Genomic DNA, 22,387 nt, shown 5'->3' with positions numbered 1-22,387 from the left:
TCATTCCGTTTTGCCAAGTGAATCACGGGTTTTAAGGAGGTTGTTTATGTTTGAACGTGGGGCCATTGTTGTGCACGGTGCAACTCAAAATAATTTACAAAATGTGAATTTGAAGATTCCTAAATATGCGATCACTGTTTTTGCGGGTTTATCTGGATCGGGAAAATCTTCTTTGGTTTTTGATACGATTGCGGCCACTTCAAGACGAGAATTGAACGAGACCTTCCCCAGTTTTACCCAGCAGTATTTACCTAAATATGGCCAGCCACACGTCCAGCAAATTGATAATTTACCAGTGGCCATTGTGATTGAACAAAAGCGGATCGGTAAAAATGCCCGGTCCACGTTAGCAACTTATACAGGAATTTATTCGCTTTTGCGCCTGTTATTTTCTCGAGTTGGTCAGCCGTTTATTGGTTATTCGGATACTTTTTCATTTAATTTACCGCAAGGGATGTGCCCCACATGTCAAGGGCTCGGCTACGTAGATGATATTGATGTGAAAGCACTTATCGATCCGAATAAGTCGTTAAATCAAGGAGCAATTACATTTGTCAGTTTTGGACCCAATACCTGGCGCTGGCGTCGTTATGTGGATAGTGGCCTTTTTGATAATGATAAATTACTTAAAGATTATAGTGAAGCGGACTTACAGCTGCTATTATATGCACCCCAGCAGCGCTTAAAGAATGCCCCAGCTGCCTGGCCACGAACAGCACTTTATGAGGGAATCGTCCCACGAATCCGCCGTTCGATTATTGGTAAAAGCGAAGCCAAACATCATCAGGAAGCTTTGGCAAAAGTAGTGACACGACGGGCATGTCCGACTTGTCACGGGACGCGGCTGCAAGCTAAAGTGTTAACTTGTAAGTTGAATGGTAAAAATATTGCTGAAGTATTGGCGATGGATTTGGTCCATGTACTGCAATTTCTGCAGGCGGTTGAACAACCCCTGGTCCAAGATTTGATTCGGGAAGTAACCACAAAAATTCAGTCTTTGATTGATATTGGTTTAGGCTATTTGACCCTTGACCGAGGGACAAGTTCACTATCTGGTGGCGAAACACAACGGATTAAAATTGCTAAGTTTTTGACTAGTGCCTTAGTTGATATGGTATATATCTTAGATGAGCCCAGTGTTGGATTGCATCCACATGATATCCAGCTGATCAAAAACGCATTGAAACAATTAAAGGCCAAGGGCAATACGATTCTGGTCGTAGAACATAACCCTGAAGTGATGCCGATTGCCGATTATGTCGTAGAAATGGGGCCAGAAGCCGGTGTTGCCGGAGGAAAAGTGACCTTTACTGGGACTTATCAACAACTGCTGGCCAGCAACACGCTGACAGGCCAATATCTAAAGCAGCCGCTTAAATTTCGTCAACCTCGCAAGATCAAAGATACGATTTCATTAGCACACGTGACCACACATAATTTAAACAATGTCACTGTTCAAATACCATTAGGTGTGGCAACGGTTATTTCTGGCGTTGCCGGTTCTGGGAAAAGCTCGTTAATGGATGCTTTACGTTCAAAGTTAAAGGATACCTATATTGATTTAACACAAGGAGCAATTGGTGTAAACATTCGTTCGACGCCAGCTACTTATCTCGCTATTTTAGATGATATTCGGCACTTATTTGCCAAAACCTCAGGTCAGTCTACAAGTCTTTTTAGTTATAATGGCAAGGGCGCTTGTCCACGCTGTAAAGGGAAAGGTGTCACAATCACTAATATGGCTTTCATGGATCCAGTCGTACAGACATGTGAAAAGTGTCAGGGTCAACGTTACAATGCCAAAGCACTCAGCTATCAGTATCATGGTAAGAATATCAGTGACGTTTTAAATTTGCCTATTGAAATGGCTCTACCTTTTTTTCACGGGATTGCTAAAATTGAACATAAGCTGGTTAACATGAAAAAAGTGGGGTTAGCTTATTTAACATTAGGTCAGCCGCTGACGACACTTTCAGGCGGTGAATTACAACGTTTGAAATTAGCCGTTCAGTTAAATTTAACTGGCAGAATTTATTTATTAGATGAACCCACTGCTGGGCTGCACATGAAAGATGTGACTAAGTTGAGTCATTTATTTGATGAATTAGTGGCTGCGGGTAACACGTTAGTTATCGTTGAACATAATCTAGCAATCATCAGTCAAGCAGATTGGCTGATCGATCTTGGTCCAGGAGCTGGTCGGTATGGCGGTCAAGTGCTATATGCGGGTGTGCCTGAAGCTGCTCAGAAGGTCATTGATTCTAAAACTGGTGTTGCGATGAAACAATATAATGCTCAGCGAAACTCCTAAATATATAAAAATCCTAATTCGAATGACTGTGTGCGTCAGCGAATTAGGATTTTTTGTGTCCGCAATTTATTTTATAACCAAAAAGGGTACTGAGTGACTTGAGCAGTGACATGAAAAGCAGCTTTGCCTAATAATTCACCATCAACTTGACCATAGTTTGGCTGCTGGATTTGTAAATCGAACTGAGTTGCTTGGGTATAATAAACACCTCGTTGGTAAAGATGCGTACCATCTTTGAATACGCAGTAAAATAGCGGAATTAATTGTTTCAATGGCATTTTTTCAACTAGAATCAAATCAATTTTATGATTGAAAAAAGTCGCCCGAGGTAGGATTGGTACCCCGCCACCAAAATAAGGTTCGTTACCAAGCGTAACTAAAAAGATATTATGGAAATTTTGGGTATATCCGTCATGTGTGATTTGCACATCAAAACTAGTCTGCTGCAAAAAGGCCCGTACGAGATTGGCCAAGTAAGAAAAAGAGCCTAGTTTGATTTGATTCAATAACTTTTTAAGCGCGGAAATATTTGTTAAATGGACAGTGCGTGCATCAATACCAATACCCACATTGTTTACGAAAATTGTTTCTGGTGCTTGATCATATTTTAAACTGCCAATATCGATCAAAGTGGCTTGATTGGTCGCTAATATATGGGCCAAATTTTTGAGTGGATCCAATTCAATATTTAGACTTCGGCGAAAATCATTACCAGAACCGCTGGGAATGTAGGCCACTGGGAGCTGCTTCATATTTGAATTTTGTCTTAAACCAGCGATGACTTGATGTAACGTGCCATCACCACCAATGACAACGACCAGATGGACTCGATTTTGCAGCTGTGTTGGGATGGCTATATTTTTAGCTATAATCGTCGCATGACCGGGAAACTGCGTGCGTAAGAGGTCATAGGGCTGCTCGATTTTATTCAGGTACTGTTGTACTTTTGCCGTCGTCTGCCGACCATGATTGCTGCCAGCGGTTTCATTGGCAATAATATGTAAAAATTTTGTATTTCTTACAACCAACGATTCATACCTCAATTTCTATTAGTTTTGCTGTTTTTGCTTCAAATGGGTCGTGATTAATGCAAAAATCAAGGCTATTATGAATAAACTGGTTTTGATGACTTTCCAGAGCAAACTTTGGGGTGCAACGAAAAATAAAATTAATGCAATTACAAAGCTAAGACTATAAATTAATGTTGTCCAGCGTATTTTAGTCAAACTAAAACCTCCTTAGTTATCGCTTTGGTTGTTGTTGAAAATTAAAAAGGCTGTGCAGGATAAAACTACAGCAGCCTTTAGTAGAACATTAAATTTCGAATGATTAATTTGCAGAGATGATCATTGGTAGAATCATCGGATGGCGTTCAGTCTGGTCAAACAGATAATCTTGTAAACTATCAATGATCGCATCACGAAGTTTTGCTTCCGTGACGTGTTCGTTTTGTTTGAACGTGTTACGCATGACATTAAAGATACGCCGCTGTGATTCTTTGATCAGAGGCCCAGATTCACGCATATAAACGAAACCTCTTGAAAGCAGATCCGGACCAGCAAGAATTTCACCGGTCTTGTAGTTGATCGTTGCTACCACAACGACTAAACCTTCTTCAGAAAGAATTCGGCGATCATTTAATACAACGTTACCGATGTCACCAACGCCACTGCCATCAACATAGACATCACCGGCAGGAAAGTGACCGGCACGACGCGCTTTTTCATCTGTCAACGCCAAAACATCACCGTTTTCCATGATAAAGATATTGTCTTTATCGACGCCACATTGTTCCGCAAGCTCACTGTGAATACGCTGCATCCGATATTCACCATGGACAGGCATAAAGAACTTCGGTTTCATAAGCCGTAACATCAATTTTTGTTCTTCCTGACCACCGTGCCCAGAAGTATGGATATTATTAACTTTTCCGTGGATGACTTCGGCACCGGCTTCAGACAACTGATTGATCAAATGGTTGACAGAAGTCGTGTTACCAGGAATTGGATTGCTGGAAAAAATAACGGTATCATCCGGTTGGATCGTTATTTGTCGATGAGTGCCGTTTGCAATGCGACTCAAGGCAGCCATAGGTTCACCCTGAGAACCAGTACAGAGAATTAAAACCTTATTAGCTGGCAAACTATTGATCGTGTGGGCATCCACTAACACATCATCTGGAATGTTCAAATAGCCTAGTTCTCGACCGTTAACGATGGCACCTTCCATACTGCGGCCAAAAACAGCAATTTTACGCCCTTCATGCATCGCAGCTTCAACGGCTTGGTTGATTCGGGAAATATTAGAAGCAAAGGTTGCAAAAATAATTCGGCCTTCAATGCCTTCAAAGATGTGGCGAATTGAATTTCCGACAAAGCGCTCAGATTTTGTGAAATTAGGAATTTCAGCATTGGTGCTATCAGACATCAGCAATAAAACACCTTTTTCGCCAAGTGCAGCCATCCGTTGTAGATTTGGGGCGGGCTGATCACCAACAGGTGTTAAATCAAACTTAAAATCACCAGTTTCAACAATTACCCCTTGCGGCGTTTCTACGGCGACACCCAGCGTATCGGGAATTGAATGGGTAGTTCTGAAAAAACTGACTTTTGTTTTACGGAACTTTAAGACGGTATCTTCATTAATTTCATGTAAATCAGCAGTCCGTAATAACCCATGTTCTTCTAATTTACCTTTGATCAATGCTAAAGCTAAAGGACCGGCATATATTGGAATATTTGGAACTTGTTTTAACAGATAGGGGATACCACCAATATGGTCTTCGTGGCCGTGAGTAATTACCAATGCTTTGATCTTTTGTTGGTTTTGAGCTAAATAAGAATAATCAGAAATGACATAGTCAATACCTAATAAGTCGTCTTCGGGAAATTTGATACCTGCGTCAATAACGATGATTTCATCTTGAAATTGAACGCCGTACATATTTTTCCCGATTTCACCCAAACCGCCAATGGCAAAAACTGCGGTCTCGTTATTCTTTACTTTTAATTTCATTTAGTCGGAAACTCCGTTAATTTAAAATCAGGTTCATTTTGTTCAAATTCAAGAAACTTACCACTTAATTCTTGAACAAATTCGATATTATAAGCCGTGTTTTTTTCAACCAATGCCCGAGCGTCAACGACATTGTCTGCTTCTAAGTATAAAGCATGTGTTGTTTCTCGTCTTGGGGCTTGTTTTGTGTTTTCTTGATATAAAACTTTAAAAATCATAATGAAACTCCTTTATTAATTTGTTCAGTTATCAAAGCAGACTATGCAAATAAATAAGCATAGTCCGAACCAATATATGTCCGATTTGAAAAGTGCGGTTCAACCGCCGCTGTACCGTCCGTGATGTTGATGAACAACAATTAGGTCAAATATATCATAATTCACATATAAAGTACATTTATAATCAATGGAAACCCTTCAGTGATTCTGATATGATAGGCTTATGTTAGTACAAGATGAATTAGGAGCATAATTTATGTTAACATTTGCAGTTGCAATTACCAGTGTCATTATAATCGTTGCCCTTTATTACTTGATCAAACGTATCAGACGCAATGCTGCTTTAAAAATTCTTTTGAATCACAGTCAAAAGCTAACGAATAAAATTTTAGCACAGACATTAATGGATCCATCAACGAATTACGAAAATATCTTACAAATTCCTAAGCAAATTGATTCGGAGCCGGTCCAAGATATATGGGGCAAGGGCATCATGGTTTTTGAATACAAATTTGCCATTGGGCCGAATTTTAGTGGCACGGCTGATTTCTTTGATGACGATTTCACGAATGCCCTGGCCCAAAAGCTCAATGAACACGCTTCTGAGAATGGGGTGATTTCTTCAATGCCACGTTATACGCCCTTTGTGATTAGTGATCATTGGTATTTGGAGAATTATTATCATATTGATATTGCATTCATGACCAACAAACCAACAATTGATTATGTGAAAGATATGAAAAGAGTTACGACTGAAGCGTTGTAGCTATCATTGATTTTGTAAGAAACGTGTCATCTGAGAGTCTGCGGCTAAAACTTTGTTTTTACCAAGGTCTCTTTTAATTTACCGTTGCCACATATAGTAGGAGTGTGTTGATATGCAGTTGATGATTCGATATTCACTACGATACAAGAAATTGATCTTACTCAATCTTTTTTTTGTACTTGGTTTTGCTTTGATTGAGTTGGGTTTGCCAACCTTATTAGGCCAAATGATCGATAATGGCATCAATAAAAATCGCGTCCAAGGTGTTTTTCAATATGGCGGCTTGATGTATTTAATTATTGCCATTGGCATGATTGGTCTAATCGGTTTGGCTTATACAGGCTCACGGTTGACCAATAATATTGTGCGGGATATTCGGGATGATATTTTTAAGTCAGCCATCAATTTTTCGCAAAGTGAATATAAGCAAATTAGTGGGGCATCATTGATCACACGCAGTACCAATGATGCTTTTCAAGTTATGACATTTTTACAGATGGTCTTTCGAACTGGATTTATGACGCCACTAATGTTTATCGTTTCTGGTGTGATGATCGTTCGAACGAATGCTTTTTTATCTATTTTTGTTTTTCTAGCAATTCCAGTGCTGTTATTGGGGATTCTTGTGATAGCGCATTATTCAGAGCCCATGTCCGAAAAACAACAAGCAAACTTGGATAAGATCAATCAAAATATGCGGGAAAACTTGTCGGGTATTCGTGTCATTCGGGCTTTTGTCCGGGAGAAGTTCCAGCAGCAGCGCTTTGCAGATGTTAACCAGGCTTATGCTAAAAGTTCCATTAATTTATACACATTGATGGCAATGTCACAACCGGCTTTTTCGTTTGTGTTTAATATTGTATTTGCCTTAATTCTATGGCAAGGGACTTTGTCCATCAGTGCTGGTAATTTGGCAATTGGGTCATTGATTGCTTTTGTAGAATATATCTTTCATGTGCTTTTTTCATTTTTAATGTTTTCCAGCGTATTTATGCTTTATCCTCGGGCTGCTGTTTCGGCAAAACGTATTCAGGAAGTATTAGATACTAAAAGTGAGATCAAGGCACCTGAGCAACCAGTTCAACAAAAAATCAAGGGACATATTCAATTTGAAAAAGTTACTTTTTCCTATACTTCTGCAGAAGAACCTGTCATTCGCGATGTAACGTTAGACTTGCCGGCGGGGAAAACCACTGCTTTTATCGGCAGCACGGGCAGTGGTAAGTCCACATTGATCCAATTGATTCCCAGATTTTATGATATCACCGATGGAAGACTTAGTTTAGATGGTATTGGTATTGATCAATATCAAATTCAGCAATTGCGGCAGCAGATCGGTTTTGTCCCGCAAAAAGCGATGCTATTTCAAGGCACGGTTCGTGATAATCTTAAATTTGGCAAAACAGATGCATCAGATGACGAGATTTGGCAAGCGTTAACGATTGCCCAAGCTAAAGATTTTGTACAAGCCTTACCTGACCAGCTAGATACAGAGATCTCTGAAAGTGGCAGTAATTTCTCTGGTGGTCAGAAACAACGACTGTCAATAGCTCGGGCGATCGTGCGCCAACCAGCAATTTATATTTTCGATGATAGTTTTTCAGCTTTAGATTATAAGACTGATCTTAAATTACGGCAGGCACTCTATCATCAAATTCAAGATGCAACGATTCTAATCGTGGCCCAACGGATCAGTACAATTATGAACGCTGATCAAATTGTAGTCTTAAATCGTGGGCAGGTCGTTGGCGTTGGGACACATGCAAGTTTATTAAAAACAAATCAAGTTTACCAAGATATTGCATATTCTCAATTATCGAAGGAGGAACTCTCATGAAACAAATGATCCGCTCCTTCAAGCAATTGCAGCCTTTTTTAAAGCCAAATCGGCGTCATCTGTACTTGGCGTTGCTTAATGCTGGCTTGTCTATGTTTTTTAATGCGCTTTGGCCAGTGATCATGGGACTAATCGTCACCGAAATTACGAATGCTGCTCGACAGCATCGGGCTATTGATTTTACCTATGTTTTAAAGATCATTGCTTTGATTTTGCTGTTTGCTTTGTTGTACCAGATCACCATGTTTTTATCGCAATATTTGATGACATTAGCAGTACAGCGGTCTATGCGTGGGTTGCGGGCACAGTTGGATGAAAAGATGAATGCGTTGCCGGTGAGCTACTTTGATCGTCATCAGTTGGGCAATCTATTGTCGCGTTTCACGAATGATGTCGATGCCATTACTAATGCCTTGCAACAAGGCTTGATTCAGGTTGTTAATTCAGTTGTAGGTATCACGGTTGCTGTAATTATGATGTTTACGATCAATTGGGTAATGGCCCTGATCTCATTATGGATGATTCCAGCGACATTTTTGGTTTCACGAATTATTGTCAAAAAGTCACAGCCTTACTTTACAAACCAACAAAACTATTTAGGCAGGTTGAATGCAGCAGTCCAAGAAAACTTTAATGGTTTCACTGAAATTAAAGTATTTAGTCAAGAAAAGGCAGCTTTAGCGAGGTTTAGTGATGTCAACCATAATTTGGCAGAACATGGGTTTAAAGCCGCTTTTATTTCGGGCATCATGATGCCCTTGGTTTCTTTGGTGGCCTATCTAACCTATGCGACGATGGCAACTTTAGGTGGGTATTTTGTACTTCGTGGCGTCATTCCAGTTGGTAATTTACAGGCCTTTATCCAGTACATTTGGCAAGTGAACCAGCCATTGGCTTCGTTGACGCAGCTGTCTAGTATTCTTCAAGCGGGTCAAGCGGCTACTGGGCGTGTTTTTGAAGTGCTTAACGAACCGATAAAACCCGAAAAAGCAAATTTACAAATTCTGCCAAAACCAGTTAAAGGTGCCGTGACTTTTGATCATGTGTCTTTTAGCTATGTTAAAAATGAGCCCTTGATCAAAGATCTGTCATTTACAGCCAAGCCGGGCGATACGGTAGCCATTGTTGGACCTACGGGCGCAGGTAAAACAACGATGATCAACTTATTGCTCCGATTTTATGAAATTGATGCCGGTCGGATTTTGTTGGATGGTGTCGATACGCAACAACTTAGCGTTCAAGATCTAAGATCTAATTTTGGGATGGTTTTGCAAGATACCTGGCTTTATCAAGATACAATAGCTAATAACATTCGCTTTGGAAAATTGGATGCAAGTGATTATGAAGTGGTGGATGCGGCGAAGATGGCGAATATTGATTATTATATCCATACTTTACCCGATAGTTACCAAACCACGATTTCGTCGGAGGCAGACAATATTTCCCAAGGCCAAAAGCAACTTATGACGATTGCCCGGGCAATTATCGCAGATCCAGCAATCTTGATTTTAGATGAAGCGACGAGTTCGGTAGATACACGCCTAGAACAAATGCTGCAAAAGGCAATGGATCAGGTCATGGCAGGACGGACTAGTTTTGTGATCGCACATCGTTTGTCAACAATTCGTAATGCCGATTTGATTCTTGTCATGCAAAACGGTCAAATTATTGAGCAAGGAAACCATGAGTCCTTACTTGCAAAAAATGGATTTTATGCACAACTTTATAACTCTCAGTTTGAAGATGCAGATGCTTTAAATGAATAGCTCTATGAAATAGGGGTATTAGAAAAGACTCGACAAATTTAACTTGTCGAGTCTTTTTGTTAGGTTTAATAAACATTAATTAGGTGGATAATTTTTATTCAATGACGACTGTGTTCTCTTTAAGCGTAAAAGGATTTTTTTTGTCGATATGGTCATAAAAAAGAATGCCGTTAAGGTGATCGATTTCATGCTGGCAAACAATGGCCGGATAATCTTTTAACTTAAGTTTGATGGTTTTGCCGTCCATATCCTGACAGCGAATGGTGATGCGGTCATGGCGTGGCACATACCCGGGAATATCTTTGTCTACTGATAAACAACCTTCGCCTTCAGCTAACGCCGCATCTTTAACAGAGTGGCTAATGATCACTGGATTGATCAAAACTGTTTTTAATAGCGGTTCTACCTCGGGGTCATTGCTTGGTACCAAAACAGCAGCCATCTGTTCTGAAACACCGACTTGAGGTGCTGCCAAACCAACGCCCGCACGTAATTGGTGCTTTTTGGCAATCTCTGGATCTTGCGAGTTTTCAAGATAAGTCATCATATCTTTAGCTAGTTTTTTGTCATCATCACTCAAGGGAAAGCTGACCTTTTGTGCAGTCTTCCGTAAAACAGGGTTGCCGTCCCGGGTGATATCTTTCATTAAAATCAAGGTTCGTCCCTCCATTAGTGAATTCTCGTAAAATATTATCACAAGTCTGACATGAAAGCGAGTTGAAAAGTATCATGCAAAGCTGACTTATAAATAAAAAGTTGACAAAAGTATTTTTACTGTGTAAAATACTTAACATTACATATTAAAAGCGTATAATAAACTTAAAAGATAATATAAGCTTATCCCGTTAGGTGAGGCTCCTATATGAAAATACGCTGTTGCTCAGAAACATCGAGAGATGCCAACGAGTCAGCCGAAACTGCCCATTAAGGCTTTTTCTAATACAGCTGATGAATTTCTACGTCATATAGTGCTAAAACTAAACGATTGGGATCTTGTTTTCGGACACCCAATTGTTTGCGGTGTCCTTTTATTTTATCTTAAAAAATGATAGAAAGAAAAGAGAGGTGAGTTGAATGTCTACAGATTCTAAACCAGGAGCGACGGATACAGGTGATCAGCAGGAGAAGTCAGATGTTTTACCCACCTCGCTTTTTAATTGAATGTGGTTGAACACAACTTCTTTTGCCTTATAAACAGGAGGCAGAAAGTATGTTCAAAAAAACTTTTTTGAAACAACGTCTGTGGAACGGAGCACTTCCAGTTACTGATATCCGCGCTAATACCAAGATGGATACTTCAGTAAGAGCAAGTGGTTTGAGCATTTCTGAAATTCAACACATTATGGTGCGCAACGGACGGAATGTTTGCAGAAGTTTACGGCGGGTTTCACTTACGAATGAATTATTAAATTATTTAAAGAATCCACTATTTTTAGTTATTGGTTTTTTAGCTGCGGCAGTTGGCTTTGTTAATATTTTTGTAATGGGTTATGTTCTAGGTATGATTCTTTATATGAGTAGAACCGTTATGTTTAACCGGACAGTTGATCGAATCAATCGTATTTTAACAGCCGATGTTTTGGTTATTCGGGAAGGCTTAGGCCGGCGTCTACCAGCAACTGAACTGGTCCCAGGCGACATAATTGTATTAACAGCTGGCGATGATGTGCCAGCAAATGTTCGTTTCTTTCAGGACAGCACTTTGACGGCTGATCACGCTGGGCAATTTGGTTCAAAAATCATTGCTGGTGATGGCCTTGCTGTGGTATTACAAACGGGCGCTGATTTATTTAATAATGGATCAACTGCAAAAAATAGTTCAAGTCTTGTATTGGCAATTAAGAAGATAGTTGAAGCTTTCACAAAATCGAAGCAACAAACAATTTCAGCATCAACAGACAGTGATGTGCGTTCTGACGCCTTTACTAATGTTGCTTTGAAAGAGCTTGAAAGTAATATTATACCGGAGTTTTTGGATGAGTCGTTACAATCCTCAAGACGTAGCTTGGAAGCTGAACGACCGTCGCAGTCAACTAGGGCACATTTTTCAAATGCTTTTCTACGAGCGGCGTAGAATAGAAACATCAATTAAATATCGTATGAAATAAACTGAAATTCGTATGACTAGGGCAAAACATGTGTTTTGTTTCTGGTCATTTTTTGTTGCTCAAAAATATTGAAAATTGGGTAATAAAGGATCAAGGCTGTTAAATGTTTCGAATTTGGTAATTTGGTGTCGTTTTGTAAAAATTACATGGCTGATTTAGATACAGTTTGGTAAAATACAAACTGGAATATATAACAGATTGCTTGGTGTTAACATCAAGTTAATTATTTCACTAATTTAATACGGCTAATTTGCTATAAAAATATATAAAACGCTTGCAAAAGCGTTTGCATAATGCTAAATTTGAACAAGAAGAGGTTTATAGTAATACAGTTTTTTAATTTGTATTGCTACAGATAATAACGAAGGGGACTGAATATCTATGGCAGGTAAAAAAAGTACCAAATTGCTTGATTTTGAAGCACTATTAAAAGATCAAGATAAAGACTTTAAAATGGTGCAGATTCTCAACGAAAAAGGTGAGCTTGTTGATGCGGATCATGTTCCTGATTTGAGTGATGAACAATTAGTTGAATTAATGTCTAAAATGTTGTGGGCTCGTGTGTTAGATCAACGTTCAACTGCTTTAAACCGTCAGGGTCGTTTGGGTTTTTACGCACCAACAGCTGGTCATGAAGCTAGTCAAATGGCTAGTGTTTATGCAATGGATAAGGCTGATTTCTTACTACCGCGTTATCGGGATGTCCCAGAATTAATTCAACATGGGTTACCTTTATACAAAGCATTTTTGTGGTCTCGCGGCCATGTTGAAGGCAATAACTATCCTGAAGATTTGAAAGCATTACCACCACAAATTATTATTGGCGCACAATATGTCCAAGCAGCTGGCGTTGCCTTAGGCTTGAAGAAAAATGGCTCTAAAAATGTTGCCTTTGCTTATACCGGTGACGGTGGCACGTCGCAAGGGGATTTTTATGAAGGGATGAACTTTGCCGGCCATTTTAAGGCACCAGCTATTTTTGTGGTTGAAAATAATGAATTTGCGATCTCCGTACCGCGTTCAGCACAAACAGCCGCTAAGACACTAGCTCAAAAAGCTGTTGCTGTTGGTATTCCTGGCGTTCAGGTTGATGGGATGGATCCGTTGGCTGTTTATGAAGCTATGAAAGAAGCACGTGATTGGGCTGCAGCCGGTAACGGACCTGTTTTAATTGAAACGATGACTTATCGCTATGGGCCACATACATTATCTGGTGATGATCCAAAACGTTATCGTTCTGAAGAATTAGATGAAATGTGGCATCAACGTGACCCATTAAATCGGTTCAGAACTTATTTGGAAAGTAAGAATCTATGGTCCGATGAACAAGAAGAAAAATTGACAGCGCAATATAAAGATGAGATCAAAGCGGCAATTGATCAAGCAGACAATGTTGCAAAACAAAAAGTTAGCCAATTCCTAGAAAATACCTATGAAGTACAACCGCAAAACATTAAGGAACAAATTGAAACTTATCGTCAGAAGGAGTCGAACTAATATGGCAAAGAAAACAATGATTCAAGCAATTACCGATGCATTAGGACAAGCCATTGAACAGGACGACAAAGTACTGATCTTCGGTGAAGACGTTGGTAAAAACGGTGGCGTTTTCCGTGCTACTGAAGGCTTACAAGCTAAATATGGTGAGGATAAAGTATTTGATACACCATTAGCTGAATCTGGTATTGGTGGTTTGTCAATTGGTTTGGCACTGGAGGGTTATCGACCTGTTCCTGAAATTCAATTTTTTGGTTTCGTTTTTGAAACGATGGATTCTATTGGCGGTCAAATGTCGCGAATGCGGTATAAAATGGATGGTACGCGCCAAATGCCAATCACAATCAGAGCACCATTTGGTGGTGGTGTGCATACACCCGAAATGCACTCGGATAACTTCGAAGGTTTGATTGCTCAATTTCCTGGTATTCGTGTTGTTGTTCCAAGTAATCCGTATGATGCCAAAGGTTTATTACTTGCTTCCATCAAATCAAATGATCCTGTTCTTTTCTTGGAACATATGAAGTTATATCGTTCTTTCCGTGAAGAAGTTCCTGATGAAGCTTATGATTTGCCTTTAGATAAGGCTAACGTTAGTCGTGAGGGTAAAGATATCACAATTGTGACTTACGGTGCCATGGTTCGTGAAAGTTTAAAGGCTGCTGACGATTTAGCCAAAGAAAATATTGACGCTGAAGTGATCGATTTACGTACAATTTCACCTTTAGACCTTGATACGATTCTTACTTCTGTTAAAAAGACCGGTCGTTTGGTTGTTGTTCAAGAGGCGCAGCGTCAAGGTGGTGTTGGTAATAATGTTGTTTCAGAAGTTTCGCAACGTGCTATCCTTTCTCTAGAGGCGCCAATCGGCTTTGTGGCTGCACCAGATACACCATTTCCATTTGGACAAGCCGAAAACGATTGGTTACCAAATGCAAGTGATATCGAAGCAGAAGTTAAAGAAATCATGAGCTACTAATCGCAGCAGAAAGGAAGAATATCATGGCATATCAATTTAAATTACCCGAACTAGGTGAAGGTATTGTTGAAGGTGAGATCGTCAAATGGATGGTCAAGCCTGGGGATACTATTAATGAAGATGATACATTATTAGAAGTTCAAAATGATAAATCTGTGGAGGAGATACCATCTCCAGTCACTGGTAAAGTTGTGAAGTTAATCGCAAATGAAGGTGATACCGTCGAAGTTGGTCAACCATTAGTTGAGATTGATGCGCCTGGTGCAGCCGGTAACGATGCACCAAGTGCTACACCAGCTGCAGAAGCACCAGCAGAATCGACAAAAGCTGATACTGCAAATGGTGGCGGCGTTTATCAATTTAAATTACCTGAACTAGGTGAAGGCATCGTTGAAGGTGAGATCGTCAAGTGGATGGTTAAGCCTGGGGATACCATTAATGAAGATGACACATTATTAGAAGTTCAAAACGATAAATCCGTTGAAGAAATTCCATCACCGGTCACAGGAACAGTTAAAAATATTGTGGCAAATGAAGGCGATACGGTTGAAGTTGGCCAAGTGTTAGTTGAAATTGATGCACCAGGTCATAATGATGCTGCGCCTGAAGCGTCAACTGCACCGGCTACCCAAAATGCCGCCAGTGGTCCTGCTGCTGTTAATGCAGCTAGTGGACCGGCAGCTGTTGATTCTGCCAGTGCTGCTAATAATGTGGTGCCAATTAGTGATCCAAATCGTGAAATTCTGGCAATGCCATCTGTTCGTCAGTATGCGCGTGAGAAAGATGTAGATATTTCTCAAGTTCCAGCAACAGGTTCTCATGGTCGTATTACAAAACAAGATATTGATAACTTTATTGCGGGTGGTGCCACTACGGCATCTGCTCAGCCAGCACCAGCAGCTAAACAAACAACTACTGCAGCTGCACCGGCTCCAGAGAAGCCAAAAGCATATACTTCAACGGAACCAGATCGTGAAGAGCGTGAAAAGATGTCGCCTACACGTAAAGCAATTGCTAAAGCAATGACCACAAGCAAACATACCGCACCACATGTTACCTTGTTTGATGATGTGGAAGTTTCCAAATTGATGACACATCGTAAGAAATATAAGACTGTAGCAGCTGACCGTGGTATCAAGTTAACGTTCTTAGCTTATGTGGTTAAAGCTTTGGTCGTCATGGTTAAAGAATATCCAGATTTGAATGCGTCAATTGATGATGCTGCCCAAGAAATCGTGCACAAGCATTACTTTAATATTGGAATCGCTACAAATACCCCACACGGGTTATATGTTCCAAATATTAAAGATGCAGATAAGAAGAGTATCTTTGAAATCGCTAAAGAAATCTCTGAGAATGCCCAATTGGCACAAGATAACAAGCTGAAACCAGATCAAATGCGTGGTGGTACGATTACGATCAGTAATATCGGTTCGATTGGTGGCGGTTGGTTTACCCCAGTCATTAATTACCCAGAAGTTGCTATTCTAGGATTTGGCCGTATCGCCAAAGAACCTTACGTTACTGATGATGGTCAAGTAGCTGTCGGATCAATGATGAAACTATCTTTGTCATTTGATCACCGTTTGATTGATGGGGCATATGCTCAAGAAGCAATGAATCGATTAAAACAATTACTCGCAGATCCAGAATTATTATTGATGGAAGGATGACAGACAGATGGTAGTTGGTGACTTTGCAATTGATTTAGATACAGTAGTGATTGGCTCTGGCCCTGGTGGGTACGTTGCCGCAATTCACGCAGCTGAATTGGGACAAAAAGTAACCGTTATTGAACGTGAATTTGTTGGTGGTGTTTGTTTAAATGTCGGGTGTATTCCTTCTAAGGCACTGATCAATGCTGGCCATCGGTTACAAGAAGCTGCCGATGCGTCAACTTTTGGTATTAAAACACAGCAACCATCAATCGACTGGCAAGCAACGCAAGACTGGAAACAACACAAAGTTGTTGAACGTTTAACCGGTGGTGTTGGCATGCTGTTCAAGAAGCACAAGATTGATTTGATCATGGGTGAAGCCTTCTTGAAAGATAGTAATAGTCTGCGTGTCATTCAAAAAGACAGTGCCCAGACTTATACTTTTAAGCACTTGATTATTGCTACTGGCAGCCGGCCAATTGAGATCCCTGGTTTCAAATTTGAAGGTCGGGTCGTTGATTCTACTGGCGGCTTAAACTTGCCAGAAATTCCTAAAGAGCTTGTCGTTATCGGTGGTGGTTATATCGGCTCAGAATTAGCTGGGGCTTACACAAATTTAGGGTCGCATGTTACGATTCTGGAAGGTACACCATCAATTTTGCCTAACTTTGATAAAGACATGGTTTCACTTGTCTTGAATAATTTCAAGAAGAAGGGCACAGATGTTATTACCAATGCAATGGCTAAAGAAGCTAAACAAACAGATAAAGATGTGACTGTCACTTATGAAGTTGATGGCAAATCGCAAACTATCAAGGCGGATTATGTCATGGTCACAGTTGGTCGGCGACCAAATACCAATGATATGGGCTTAGAACAAGCTGGCGTAAAAACGACTGATCGAGGCTTGATTGAAGTTGACAATCAAGGTCGGACTAACGTTTCGAATATTTATGCAATTGGTGATGTTGTTGCTGGTGCGGCTTTAGCTCACAAAGCTTCTTATGAAGGCAAGATTGCCGCTGAAGCAATTTCAGGCAAGAAATCAGCTGTTGATTATCGAGCAATGCCAGCAGTTTGTTATGCTGACCCTGAACTCGCTACGACAGGGCTAAGTTTGAGCGAGGCTAAAGATAAGGGCTATGATGCCAAGTCTTCTAAGTTTCCATTTGCAGCTAATGGTCGGGCAATTTCATTAGATGAAACAGATGGCTTTGTCAAATTAATTTCTGATAAAAAAGAAGGCACTTTGCTTGGAGCCCAGGTAGCTGGTGCTGGCGCAAGTGATTTGATTTCTGAATTAACTGTTGCAGTCGAGGCTGGTATGAATGTTGAAGATCTTGCTTTGACGATTCACCCACATCCAACTTTAGGCGAAGCAATTATGGATGCTGCCGATGTTGCTGAGGGTATGCCAACAAACATTTAAGCTGATATCTTTCAAAATAAGTACGTGTCGGTTTGAGCTGACACGGCTTATTTTTTTGCGTATTTGGCAAATACTACATGTTGTCAGCAATTTGCGGTATAATGTTCAACATAGAATCATCGTTCGGTTAATAAGTGTAAAGGGGTCGTTTTTTACGGGTACGGAAGGTTATTGTTATCCTATTGATGATCAGTGGACAACATCTGAACTTGTCGCTGTCGTGAATTTTTATAATGAGGTTGAAGCAGCCTACGAGCACGGGGTTGATGTTGCCAATTTATTAGCGACTTATCAAGTTTTTAAACAGGTTGTTCGCTCTAAGATGCAAGAGAAACAAATTGATCGTGCTTTTGAAAAGGCATCGGGTTATTCTATCTATCGGACTGTTAAGCAAGCTCAATCACAACAAAAGGGCAGACTCAAAATGGTGGATCCGACATAGGGAGGTCAAATAATAAGTGACAGTCAATTCATGGCAAATCGCCACTAAGCTTAAAATATGGATTCAAGCTGCTGGCCAGCATCTGCGCCAACACTTGTATGATGATTTACAGGTTGCTACAAAATCTAATCGGAATGATTTAGTAACAAATATGGATAAAGCAACGGAGAAACTGTTGGTACAAGAAATCCGGCAGGCTTTTCCTGAAGCTAAAATTATTGGTGAAGAGGGTTTTGGAGATAAGGTTGCAGATCTCTCAGGATTGGTCTTTTTCGTTGATCCAATTGATGGGACAATGAATTTTGTTAAAGAAAAAGAGAACTTTGCGATTATGATCGGTGCTTATCTAGATGGCAAGGGCATCGTTGGTGTCATCTTAGATGTCGTCCGGCAAAAGATATTTTGGGGTGGCCCTGAATTTGGGGTTTATTGCAATGATATCCAGATAAAACCACCAAAGAATATTGATTTGGCAGCCGGATTGTTAGGCGTTTCTGGTCCGTTACTGCGGCAAAATAAGTATCATGTCGCTGACTTTGTGGCCCAAAGCTCTGGTGCACGAATCATTGGCAGTGCAGGAGTAGAATTTACCAAGGTCATTCAAGGCATCGAGAACGGCTACATTTCCCATTTGATGACTTGGGATTTTGCAGCTGGTAAAATTATGGCAGAAACTTTAGGTTTAAAAGTTACAAATATTGACGGGGACCCCTTAAATATGCTATCATCTGAAATTGTGCTAATTGCAACGGAACGGACGCATCAGCAGATTATGACGATAACAAGAGAGCATTCTTAACTGTGACCTGCGTCACAGCTTTTTTATAAGATTAAGCGCGTTTAGCCCGTTTCGTTAGAATTTTTCTAAGAAATTCGGCTAAGAAATGAAAGGAAGTTTGCGCATTTGAAAACCAGAGATGATATTCGTAACATCGCTATTATTGCCCACGTCGACCACGGTAAAACAACATTGGTCAATGAATTATTAAAACAATCCGATACATTGGATGAACATATCCAATTGCAAGATCGGGCCATGGACTCCAACGCAATTGAGCAAGAACGTGGTATCACGATTTTATCCAAAAATACGGCAGTAGATTACCAAGGTAAAAAAATTAATATTTTAGATACACCAGGACATGCGGACTTCGGTGGTGAAGTTGAGCGAATCATGAAAATGGTTGATGGTGTGTTATTAGTTGTGGACGCTTATGAAGGAACGATGCCGCAAACACGGTTTGTATTAAAAAAGGCGTTGGAACAACATTTAACACCGATTGTCGTGATTAACAAAATCGACCGTGAAGGCGCTCGCCCTGAAGAAGTTGTGGACGAAGTACTTGAATTGTTTATTGAGCTTGGTGCCGATGATGATCAACTAGAATTCCCAGTCGTGTATGCTAGTGCGGTTAACGGAACTTCTAGTTTAGATTCTGATATTGCGACACAAGAACATACAATGAAACCTATTTTTGATACAATTATCAATACGATTCCAGCGCCAATTGATAACAGTGACGAACCATTACAATTCCAAGTAGCGATGTTAGATTACAATGACTACGTTGGCCGAATTGGTATTGGCCGGGTATTCCGTGGAAAAATTAAAATTGGCGATAACGTTTCGGTACTTAAGTTAGATGGCACTGCTAAAAACTTCCGCGTTACGAAAATTTTTGGCTTCTTTGGTCTCAAGAAAATCGAAGTTGATGAAGCTAAAGCTGGTGACTTGATCGCTGTTTCTGGGATGGAAGACATTTTCGTTGGGGAAACTGTTACACCAGTAGATCATCCAGATGCTTTACCAATTTTACGCATCGATGAACCAACGTTACAAATGACTTTTGCGGCCAATGATTCACCATTTGCTGGTAAAGAAGGTAAATTTGTAACTGCTCGTAAATTGGAAGACCGTTTAAAGAGTCAATTACAAACTGATGTATCCTTACGTGTTGAAGATACAGACCAACCAAGTGCTTGGACTGTTTCTGGTCGTGGTGAATTACATTTGTCAATCCTTGTAGAAGAAATGCGCCGTGAAGGCTTTGAATTGCAGCTTTCGCGCCCAGAAGTTATTTACCGCGAAGTTGAGGGTGTTTTGAGCGAACCATTTGAAGCTGTTCAAATCGACACACCAGATGAATACGTTGGCTCCGTGATTGATGGTATGGCTCAACGTAAAGGTGAAATGCAAAATATGGAAAGCACTGGCAATGGCCAGACACGCTTGAACTTCTTGGCACCTTCACGTGGTTTGATTGGTTACTCTAATGAGTTTCTTTCACAAACGGGTGGTTATGGGATCATGAACCATACCTTTGAAAAGTACTTACCAGTAATCAAGAATTGGACACCAGGACGCCATAATGGGGCTTTGGTATCTATTAATGCAGGTCAGGCAACAACTTATAGTTTGCAATCTGTTGAGGATCGCGGTCAATTATTTATTGATGCCGGGACTGAAGTATATGAAGGTATGATCGTTGGTTCTAGTAATCGTGATCAAGATATTTCGGTAAACGTTACAAAAGGTAAAAACTTAACGAATACCCGTGCTTCAGGTAAAGATCATGCTGCTGCAATTCGGACGCCTAAAACACTATCATTGGAAGAATCTATCGAATTCTTAAATGATGACGAATATTGCGAAGTGACACCTGAAAGTATCCGTTTACGTAAAAAGATTTTGAATACAGGTGAGCGTCAAAAAGCCGCTAAGAAGCGTAAAATTGCTGCCCAAAAAAATTAATAAAAATTAAATCTTCTGAAAAATAGGCAACTTTGAATTATAATAAAGTTGCTTATTTTTTTATGCTATTTTTATAGGAGTCGTTATGAATAATATTATTAGTACTTTGATTAGTCGACGAAGTGATTTACTACAGGCCTTGTGGCAACATTTGGGTATTTCATTACTATCATTATTGATTGCTATTTTGATTGCCGTGCCTTTAGCAATTGTGGTCTTACCACATAAAAAAACGGCTAACATTTTTCTACAATTGACCAGTATTTTGCAAACTATTCCTTCTCTAGCACTATTAGGTTTACTGATTCCGCTTGTTGGTATTGGGACGGTACCTGCAATCATTGCCTTAGTTGTTTACGCACTGTTACCTATTTTTCAAAATACATATGTCGGATTGACGGAAATTGATCCTGCTTTAGAGGAGGCAGCCGATGCTTTTGGCATGTCGCGTTTGCGTAAGCTATTCAAAGTAGAATTGCCCTTAGCAAAACCGTTTATTATTTCTGGAATCCAAACGGCTGCAGTTTTGATTATCGGAACAGCGACACTGGCCGCTTTGATTGGGGCCGGTGGTTTAGGTTCGTTCATTTTGCTGGGGATTGACCGGAATAATATGCCTTTGATCATCATCGGTGCCGTTAGTTCGGCAGCGCTAGCATTATTGATCAGTGGCTGGATCTTCTTCTTGAAGAATCACCGGGCACGCTGGTCCTTTCTGTCGGTGGCTCTTATTATACTTGGTATGATTGGGGCTGGTTTGTATCAGGCTGTAAAGCCTAAGCCAGAAACAATCACTATTGCTGGAAAGCTTGGATCTGAACCGGATATTTTGATTCATATGTATGCGGATTTGATCAAAGCCCAGTCGCCAAAAACACATGTTGTTTTAAAATCAAATTTCGGTAAGACTAGTTTTCTGTTTAATGCTTTACGTAATGATGATATTGATATCTATCCCGAATTTACTGGGACTGTGTTAGAGTCACTGGTTAAAACGCCAAAGACCAAGCAACGACTTACAGCTCCCCAAACTTATCAAAAGGCGCGACGGTTATTGCAGCAACAATTCCAGTTAACCTATTTGCAGCCAATGGCCTATGAAAATACCTATGCCTTAGCTGTCAAAGCTAGTTTTGCAAAGGCACATCATCTCAAAAACATTAGTGATCTTCAAACGGTACAAAGTCAGTTACACGGTGGTTTGACCTTGGAGTTTATTGATCGTGATGATGGTTTCAAGGGTGTTAAGCGGTTATACCATTTAGATTTTCCAGTTCAATCTATGGAACCTTCTTTACGTTATGAGGCAATTGCATCGGGTCGTGTTAATATTGTGGATGCTTATTCAACGGACAGTGAGTTACAACAGTATCAGTTATTGGTTTTAAAAGACGATCGACACCTATTTCCACCTTATCAGGGTGCGCCACTTATGCGGCAAGATTTTGCAAAACAGCATCCTGAAATCGTTAATGTCTTAAATAAATTAGCCGGTCGAATTAGTGCCACGGATATGCAAAAGATGAATTATCAGGTCAATGTTAAGAAACAATCAAGCGCTAAAGTTGCACGTCAGTATTTATTAACGCATCATTTATTGAAGGAGTAG

Annotated in this window: 18 protein-coding genes and 1 riboswitch; of the genes, 13 read left to right on the top strand and 5 right to left on the bottom strand. The window is 40.2% G+C overall.

The genetic code is table 11. The annotated features are described in order from the left end of the window. The first annotated feature begins 46 nt into the window (after positions 1-46). The gene (locus FHQ08_RS01010) at positions 47-2,311 is read left to right on the top strand and encodes an ATP-binding cassette domain-containing protein (RefSeq protein ID WP_230912516.1); all 2,265 of its coding nucleotides are present in this window, start codon (positions 47-49) and stop codon (positions 2,309-2,311) included. Positions 2,312-2,382: 71 nt separating this feature from the next. Here the strand turns inward: FHQ08_RS01010 and FHQ08_RS01005 are convergent, their stop codons facing one another. The 4 genes from FHQ08_RS01005 to FHQ08_RS00990 form a co-directional block, all read right to left on the bottom strand. Continuing rightward, a complete protein-coding gene (locus FHQ08_RS01005) occupies positions 2,383-3,339 on the bottom strand; it encodes a diacylglycerol/lipid kinase family protein (protein WP_230912515.1) in 957 nt (318 codons plus the stop codon). A 21-nt stretch (positions 3,340-3,360) separates the two neighbouring features. Further along, the gene (locus tag FHQ08_RS01000) at positions 3,361-3,537 is read right to left on the bottom strand and encodes a hypothetical protein (RefSeq protein ID WP_230912514.1); all 177 of its coding nucleotides are present in this window, start codon (positions 3,535-3,537) and stop codon (positions 3,361-3,363) included. A gap of 103 nt (positions 3,538-3,640) precedes the next feature. Beyond that, positions 3,641-5,326, bottom strand: a complete 1,686-nt coding sequence (rnjA, locus tag FHQ08_RS00995) for a ribonuclease J1 (RefSeq protein ID WP_230912513.1) — start codon at positions 5,324-5,326, stop codon at positions 3,641-3,643. Then, on the bottom strand, positions 5,323-5,544 hold the full coding sequence (locus FHQ08_RS00990; RefSeq protein ID WP_230912512.1) for a DNA-directed RNA polymerase subunit epsilon: 222 nt from the start codon (positions 5,542-5,544) through the stop codon (positions 5,323-5,325). The genes rnjA and FHQ08_RS00990 overlap by 4 nt, the downstream gene beginning before the upstream one ends. Before the next feature lie 256 nt (positions 5,545-5,800). Here FHQ08_RS00990 and FHQ08_RS00985 point away from each other — a divergent pair, with 256 nt between their 5' ends. The 3 genes from FHQ08_RS00985 to FHQ08_RS00975 all read left to right on the top strand — a co-directional run bounded on the left by FHQ08_RS00985 (position 5,801) and on the right by FHQ08_RS00975 (position 9,913). Continuing rightward, positions 5,801-6,310, top strand: a complete 510-nt coding sequence (locus FHQ08_RS00985) for a hypothetical protein (protein WP_230912511.1) — start codon at positions 5,801-5,803, stop codon at positions 6,308-6,310. A 112-nt stretch (positions 6,311-6,422) separates the two neighbouring features. Continuing rightward, positions 6,423-8,147 (top strand): ABC transporter ATP-binding protein, encoded by a 1,725-nt coding sequence (locus FHQ08_RS00980; RefSeq protein WP_230912510.1) that lies wholly within the window; start codon positions 6,423-6,425, stop codon positions 8,145-8,147. Further along, positions 8,144-9,913, top strand: coding sequence for an ABC transporter ATP-binding protein (locus FHQ08_RS00975; RefSeq protein WP_230912509.1), 1,770 nt, complete (start codon positions 8,144-8,146; stop codon positions 9,911-9,913). Before FHQ08_RS00980 ends, FHQ08_RS00975 begins: the two co-directional genes overlap by 4 nt. Before the next feature lie 94 nt (positions 9,914-10,007). On the opposite strand, the gene def is transcribed toward FHQ08_RS00975, so the two are convergent. Next, complete coding sequence (gene def / locus FHQ08_RS00970) at positions 10,008-10,568, bottom strand: peptide deformylase (protein WP_230912508.1); 561 nt, start codon at positions 10,566-10,568, stop codon at positions 10,008-10,010. Positions 10,569-10,747: 179 nt separating this feature from the next. Next, positions 10,748-10,910: riboswitch (M-box (ykoK) riboswitch) on the top strand. 213 nt (positions 10,911-11,123) lie between these two features. Here def and FHQ08_RS00965 point away from each other — a divergent pair. From FHQ08_RS00965 to FHQ08_RS00925, 9 genes are all read left to right on the top strand, one after another. Continuing rightward, complete coding sequence (locus FHQ08_RS00965; protein ID WP_230912507.1) at positions 11,124-11,987, top strand: P-type ATPase; 864 nt, start codon at positions 11,124-11,126, stop codon at positions 11,985-11,987. Between the two features lie 415 nt (positions 11,988-12,402). Further along, the gene (gene pdhA, locus FHQ08_RS00960) at positions 12,403-13,518 is read left to right on the top strand and encodes a pyruvate dehydrogenase (acetyl-transferring) E1 component subunit alpha (protein WP_230912506.1); all 1,116 of its coding nucleotides are present in this window, start codon (positions 12,403-12,405) and stop codon (positions 13,516-13,518) included. Position 13,519: 1 nt separating this feature from the next. Further along, positions 13,520-14,497: an alpha-ketoacid dehydrogenase subunit beta gene (locus tag FHQ08_RS00955; protein WP_230912505.1), complete on the top strand. Its 978-nt coding sequence runs from the start codon at positions 13,520-13,522 to the stop codon at positions 14,495-14,497. Positions 14,498-14,520: 23 nt separating this feature from the next. Beyond that, positions 14,521-16,170: a dihydrolipoyllysine-residue acetyltransferase gene (locus tag FHQ08_RS00950; RefSeq protein WP_230912504.1), complete on the top strand. Its 1,650-nt coding sequence runs from the start codon at positions 14,521-14,523 to the stop codon at positions 16,168-16,170. Between the two features lie 7 nt (positions 16,171-16,177). Further along, on the top strand, positions 16,178-17,584 hold the full coding sequence (lpdA, locus tag FHQ08_RS00945) for a dihydrolipoyl dehydrogenase (protein WP_230912503.1): 1,407 nt from the start codon (positions 16,178-16,180) through the stop codon (positions 17,582-17,584). 55 nt (positions 17,585-17,639) lie between these two features. Beyond that, entirely contained in the window at positions 17,640-18,026 is a 387-nt protein-coding gene (locus FHQ08_RS00940; RefSeq protein ID WP_407929102.1) for a UPF0223 family protein, read from the top strand. A 16-nt stretch (positions 18,027-18,042) separates the two neighbouring features. Further along, positions 18,043-18,825, top strand: a complete 783-nt coding sequence (locus FHQ08_RS00935; protein ID WP_230912502.1) for an inositol monophosphatase family protein — start codon at positions 18,043-18,045, stop codon at positions 18,823-18,825. 105 nt (positions 18,826-18,930) lie between these two features. Next, on the top strand, positions 18,931-20,778 hold the full coding sequence (gene typA, locus FHQ08_RS00930) for a translational GTPase TypA (protein ID WP_230912501.1): 1,848 nt from the start codon (positions 18,931-18,933) through the stop codon (positions 20,776-20,778). Positions 20,779-20,863: 85 nt separating this feature from the next. After that, on the top strand, positions 20,864-22,387 hold the full coding sequence (locus tag FHQ08_RS00925; RefSeq protein ID WP_230912500.1) for an ABC transporter permease/substrate-binding protein: 1,524 nt from the start codon (positions 20,864-20,866) through the stop codon (positions 22,385-22,387).

Origin of the sequence: Agrilactobacillus fermenti, from assembly GCF_021030645.1 — a bacterium.
Classification (GTDB): domain Bacteria; phylum Bacillota; class Bacilli; order Lactobacillales; family Lactobacillaceae; genus Agrilactobacillus; species Agrilactobacillus fermenti.
The sequence above is the reverse complement of the archived record's forward strand: the minus strand, read 5'-3'. Positions and strand labels throughout refer to the sequence as shown.

Bases quoted from the DNA above. Each gene is read 5' to 3' on its own strand.
- FHQ08_RS01010 (WP_230912516.1), top strand. From the start codon at position 47: ATGTTTGAACGTGGGGCCATTGTTGTGCACGGTGCAACTCAAAATAAT.
- rnjA (WP_230912513.1), bottom strand. From the start codon at position 5,326: ATGAAATTAAAAGTAAAGAATAACGAGACCGCAGTTTTTGCCATTGGC.
- FHQ08_RS00990 (WP_230912512.1), bottom strand. From the start codon at position 5,544: ATGATTTTTAAAGTTTTATATCAAGAAAACACAAAACAAGCCCCAAGA.
- FHQ08_RS00985 (WP_230912511.1), top strand. From the start codon at position 5,801: ATGTTAACATTTGCAGTTGCAATTACCAGTGTCATTATAATCGTTGCC.
- FHQ08_RS00980 (WP_230912510.1), top strand. From the start codon at position 6,423: ATGCAGTTGATGATTCGATATTCACTACGATACAAGAAATTGATCTTA.
- FHQ08_RS00975 (WP_230912509.1), top strand. From the start codon at position 8,144: ATGAAACAAATGATCCGCTCCTTCAAGCAATTGCAGCCTTTTTTAAAG.
- FHQ08_RS00965 (WP_230912507.1), top strand. From the start codon at position 11,124: ATGTTCAAAAAAACTTTTTTGAAACAACGTCTGTGGAACGGAGCACTT.
- pdhA (WP_230912506.1), top strand. From the start codon at position 12,403: ATGGCAGGTAAAAAAAGTACCAAATTGCTTGATTTTGAAGCACTATTA.
- FHQ08_RS00955 (WP_230912505.1), top strand. From the start codon at position 13,520: ATGGCAAAGAAAACAATGATTCAAGCAATTACCGATGCATTAGGACAA.
- FHQ08_RS00950 (WP_230912504.1), top strand. From the start codon at position 14,521: ATGGCATATCAATTTAAATTACCCGAACTAGGTGAAGGTATTGTTGAA.
- lpdA (WP_230912503.1), top strand. From the start codon at position 16,178: ATGGTAGTTGGTGACTTTGCAATTGATTTAGATACAGTAGTGATTGGC.
- FHQ08_RS00925 (WP_230912500.1), top strand. From the start codon at position 20,864: ATGAATAATATTATTAGTACTTTGATTAGTCGACGAAGTGATTTACTA.